Origin of the sequence: Streptomyces sp. NPDC059900 (genome assembly GCF_050270335.1) — a bacterium.
Lineage (GTDB): Bacteria > Actinomycetota > Actinomycetes > Streptomycetales > Streptomycetaceae > Streptomyces.
Window position 1 is genome coordinate 1 of sequence record NZ_JBNNJZ010000632.1, and the last position, 4,372, is coordinate 4,372.

The window sequence follows — 4,372 nt, forward strand, 5'->3', positions numbered from 1 at the left end:
GCTGGTCGAGCGTCCATTCACGATCGATCGTCATGACCATAAGGCTAGTTGCTCCTTACAGGGGAGTCGAGTCCCTTCCGGCGGTCGGCTCCCGGCGTCTTCCGGTCACCGCTCGTCGAGCCAGTGGTGCCGGCCGAGCGACAACAGGCGCAGTTGCCGCCGCGCACTGGCCGCGACGCGCTGCTCGGCGTCGGGCGCCGCCTCCAGCAGCGAGGAAGCGGTCATCACCATGTGGTCGACGTACATCCTGGCCAGCATCAGGAGATCGTCCTCGTCCCAGCCCGCGGAGTCCGGCTCGCGGGCGAACTGGTCCTTCACCTCCTGCGCGAACAGGGTGAGCTGATCGCCTATCGCCGACCGCACGGCCTGTACGCCGCCGTGCTGCTCGCGGGCGATGAAGCGGACGTGCGCGGGGTGGGTGCGCACATAGGCGACGATCAACTCGACCGTGGCCGCGATGCGTTCCTCGCCGTCGTCGCCCCCGTCGCCGGTCGCCGCGAGGAGGGCGACGAGTGTGGTGTGCAGGCTGTCGAGCGCCTCCTCGACCAGCGCCACGCCGAGGTCGGCCATGTCGCGGAAGTGCCGGTAGAACGCGGTCGGGGCCACGCCCACGGCACGGGTGACCTCGCGCAGGCCCAGGCTGCTCAGGCTCTGCTCCTCCAGCAGCTGGAGCGCCGCGTCGAGGAGTGCCTGCCGGGTTTTCTGCTTCTGGGCCTGCCGGATGCCGAGAGTGTGACTCATGCCATGCAGTTAACAACTGTTCTCCGGCATTGGGAAGCCGGAGACGCGGTACTCTCTAACTCAGTGAACAGTTGTTACCACAAGCGTTCACCGAAACCCCCAACGAGAGGCATCCCGTGTTGTTCCTCGTCGCCGCACTCCTGCTGCTCGGTGTCGCCCTGGGCTCCGTGGCCCATGCGCCGCTCCCCGTCAGCCTCGTGGCCGCCGCCGTCATCGGCGTCTGGCTCGTGGTGTTCACGGTCCGCGAGCGGCACACGCGACGGCACTCGTCCTGAGTGCTGACCCGTACGGCATCTGACACCTGAAGGGAGTCGCACCATGGAGACCGCCACCATCGCCCCGGAGGCCAAGGCCACCGCCCCCGAGACCGGGATCAAGTCCACCGCCCCCGAGACCGGGACCAAGGCCACCGCCCCCGAGACCGGGACCAAGTCCACCGCCCCCGTCCCCACCGGTCGGCGTGACACCGACGGCATGGCCGTCGCCTCGTTCGTCCTCGGCCTGCTCGGGCTGCTCGTCCTGAACCTCTTCCTCGGTCCCGTCGCGATCGTCCTCGCGAGCATCGCGCTCCTGCGCGGCACCGGCCGCAAGGGCCGTGCGGTCCTCGGTCTCGGGCTCGGTGTGGCCGATCTCGTCGTCCTCGGCGTGCTGATGTCCATGGACAACACCGTGTCGTGGGGTCTCGCGGGCTGACCGCTGGAACACGGGGCCCCGCACGGCTCGTAGAATCGTGCCCACCATGGCCTACCTCGACCACGCAGCGACCACTCCGATGCTCCCGGAGGCGATCGCGGCGATGACCGCCCAGCTCGCCGTCACCGGCAACGCATCCTCCTTGCACGCCGCGGGGCGCCGGGCGCGACGCACCGTCGAGGAGGCCCGCGAGGCGCTCGCCGATTCGCTCGGCGCCCGCCCCAGCGAGACCGTCTTCACCGCGGGCGGCACGGAGGCCGACAACCTCGCCGTGAAGGGCCTGTACTGGGCGCGGCGTGCCCCCGGCGGCGGCGCCCCGGCGCGGACCCGGGTCCTCGCGAGCCCCGTCGAGCACCACGCCGTCCTCGACGCCGTGCACTGGCTCGGCGAGCACGAAGGCGCCACCGTCGAATACCTCCCCGTCGACGCGTACGGCCGCGTGCACCCCGACGCCCTGCGCGAGGCGATCGAGCGCAACCCCGACGACGTCGCCCTCGCCACCGTCATGTGGGCCAACAACGAAATCGGCACCATCCAGCCGATCCGCGAACTGGCCGACGTCGCGCGGGAGTTCGACATCCCGCTGCATGCCGACGCGGTGCAGGCCTTCGGCCAGGTGCCCGTCGACTTCGGTGCGTCCGGGCTCGCCGCGATGACCGTCTCCGGACACAAGATCGGCGGTCCGTACGGCATCGGGGCGCTCCTCCTGGGCCGCGAGTACAGCCCCGTGCCCGTCCTGCACGGCGGCGGGCAGGAGCGTCATGTGCGCTCCGGGACGCTCGACGTGCCCGCCATCGCCGCGTTCGCCGTGGCCGGGCAGCATGCCGCGGGGCAGCGCGAGTGGTTCGCCCGCGAGATCGGGGCGCTGCGGGACGACCTCGTCTCCGTCGTGCGCGCGGAGGTCCCCGACGCGATCCTGGGGGGCGACCCGGCCGACCGGCTGCCCGCGAACGCGCACTTCACCTTCCCCGGCTGTGAGGGGGACTCCCTCCTGCTGCTGCTCGACGCGCAGGGCATCGAGTGCTCCACCGGATCGGCGTGCACGGCGGGCGTGGCCCAGCCCAGCCATGTCCTGCTCGCCACCGGCACCGACCCCGATCTGGCGCGCGGCACACTGCGCTTCTCCCTCGGCCACACCTCGACGAAGGCCGACGTGGAGGCCGTCGCCGGGGCGATCGGCCCCGCCGTGGAGAGGGCACGGACGGCGGGCCTCAGCTGAGGCGTCGGCCGGGCCATTTAGCTGGTTCCTGCACCTAGTTGATGCCGGTTTGGGCCGGTAGGTGACGCAGCTAACGCCGGACTCGGCCGACCCCGCCCGGAGTTGATGCCGGTTTCGGCCGCTATCGGGCGGACAGGCGCCGGAGCGGGACACGAGGCCCACACTCCGTCGATCTATGCTTGCCGCTCGCGAGTCCGCTCCGCGCGTTCGGGGCCGCACGACAACCCCCTCATGGAGTTCACATTGAAGGCGAACCTCCGCTCTCGCATCGCCGCGCGGCTCGGGCGCATCTACCTCGCCAGGATCCAGAAGAACGGGATCAGCGCGTCCGCGATATCGCGGCTGCCCGAGCCCCTGCTCGCGCCGATGCGCCGCGACGGGCTCGACCCGGTGGCCCGGCTCACCGAGCACCAGGCGGAGCAGCCGATATCCAAGGTGCCGCTGCCCTTCGGCATGGACGCCTGGGTGGTCACCGGATACGACGAGGTGAAGGCCGTCCTCGGGGCGACCGACGGCTTCAGCAACGACTTCACGAACCTCGCGGGCAACGCGGGCGTCGTCGAGGACCACAACCCCGGCGGCCTCGGCTTCAGCGACCCCCCGGTCCACACGCATCTGCGCCGCATCCTCACCCCCGAGTTCACGATGCGCAGGCTGCGCCGCCTCACGCCCCGCATCGACGCGATCGTCGAGGAGCGGCTCGACGCGATGGAGGCGGCCGAAGGGCCCGTCGACCTCGTCCAGGCCTTCGCGCTCCCGATCCCCTCGCTGACGATCTGCGAACTGCTCGGCGTGCCGTACGAGGACCGGCACGACTTCCAGCAGCTGGCCATGGAGCGTTTCGACCTCTTCGCCGGGGCGACCGCTCCCTTCGGGGCGATATCCGCCTCGCTCTCCTACTTCCGTGACGTCGTCAAGAAGCAGCGCGAGAACCCGGGCGACGGACTGCTCGGCATGATCGTGAAGGAGCACGGCGACACCGTCGACGACGAGGAACTCGCCGGGCTCGCCGACGGCATCCTCACCGGCGGCTTCGAGACCACCGCGAGCATGCTGGCCCTCGGCTCCCTGCTGCTCCTCCAGGACCCGCGGGCCGCCGCACGGCTGCGCGAGGACGACGCGGCCGCCGCCCCCTTCGTCGAGGAGGCGCTGCGCTACCTCACCGTCGTGCAGGTGGCCTTCCCGCGGTTCGCCCGCGACGACATCGAGATAGCCGGGGTGCGCATACCCAAGGGCGACCTGGTCCTGTGCTCCCTGAGCGGCGGCAACCGCGACGCCAAGTACACCCCTGACGGCGGCGGCTTCGACCCCGGCCGCAAGGCCTCGGGCCACCTCGCCTTCGGCTGGGGCATCCACCGCTGCATCGGCGCCGAACTGGCCCGCATGGAGCTGCGCGCCGCCTACCCCGCCCTCGTCAAGCGCTTCCCGGACATGCGGCTCGCGGTCGCCCCCGAGGACCTCGCCTTCCGCAAGCTGTCCATCGTGTACGGGGTGGAGTCGCTGCCGGTGCATCTGCGATAGCAGAGGGTCACGCGAGGGCGGTGCGGGCTCTCCTGACGAGCTTCATGTACCGGTCCCAGTCCCAGTGCGGCCCCGGGTCCGTGTGGTCCGTGCCCGGCACCTCCACGTGCCCGATGATGTGCCCCCGGTCCACCGGGATGTCGTACCGCTTGCAGATCCCCGCGGTGAGGCGCGCCGACGACTCGTACATCTCGTCGG

General features: G+C 71.1%; 6 protein-coding genes. 4 read left to right on the forward strand and 2 right to left on the reverse strand.

The window, feature by feature from the left end; genetic code table 11:
- Positions 1-105: 105 nt before the first annotated feature.
- Complete coding sequence (locus ACQKIP_RS40805; protein WP_365865712.1) at positions 106-741, reverse strand: TetR family transcriptional regulator; 636 nt, start codon at positions 739-741, stop codon at positions 106-108.
- A gap of 116 nt (positions 742-857) precedes the next feature.
- Between ACQKIP_RS40805 and ACQKIP_RS40810 the strand changes: the two genes are divergently transcribed.
- The 4 genes from ACQKIP_RS40810 (at position 858) to ACQKIP_RS40825 (ending at position 4,174) form a co-directional block, all read left to right on the forward strand.
- The gene (locus ACQKIP_RS40810) at positions 858-1,016 is read left to right on the forward strand and encodes a hypothetical protein (RefSeq protein ID WP_365865713.1); all 159 of its coding nucleotides are present in this window, start codon (positions 858-860) and stop codon (positions 1,014-1,016) included.
- A 199-nt stretch (positions 1,017-1,215) separates the two neighbouring features.
- A complete protein-coding gene (locus ACQKIP_RS40815; RefSeq protein WP_365865835.1) occupies positions 1,216-1,434 on the forward strand; it encodes a DUF4190 domain-containing protein in 219 nt (72 codons plus the stop codon).
- A gap of 46 nt (positions 1,435-1,480) precedes the next feature.
- Positions 1,481-2,653, forward strand: coding sequence for a cysteine desulfurase family protein (locus tag ACQKIP_RS40820; protein WP_365865715.1), 1,173 nt, complete (start codon positions 1,481-1,483; stop codon positions 2,651-2,653).
- A 231-nt stretch (positions 2,654-2,884) separates the two neighbouring features.
- Positions 2,885-4,174: a cytochrome P450 gene (locus ACQKIP_RS40825; protein ID WP_365865717.1), complete on the forward strand. Its 1,290-nt coding sequence runs from the start codon at positions 2,885-2,887 to the stop codon at positions 4,172-4,174.
- Between the two features lie 7 nt (positions 4,175-4,181).
- Here ACQKIP_RS40825 and ACQKIP_RS40830 read toward each other — a convergent pair.
- Positions 4,182-4,372 (reverse strand): N-acetylmuramoyl-L-alanine amidase (locus tag ACQKIP_RS40830; protein ID WP_427745332.1); only part of this gene is annotated, 191 nt, incomplete at its 5' end.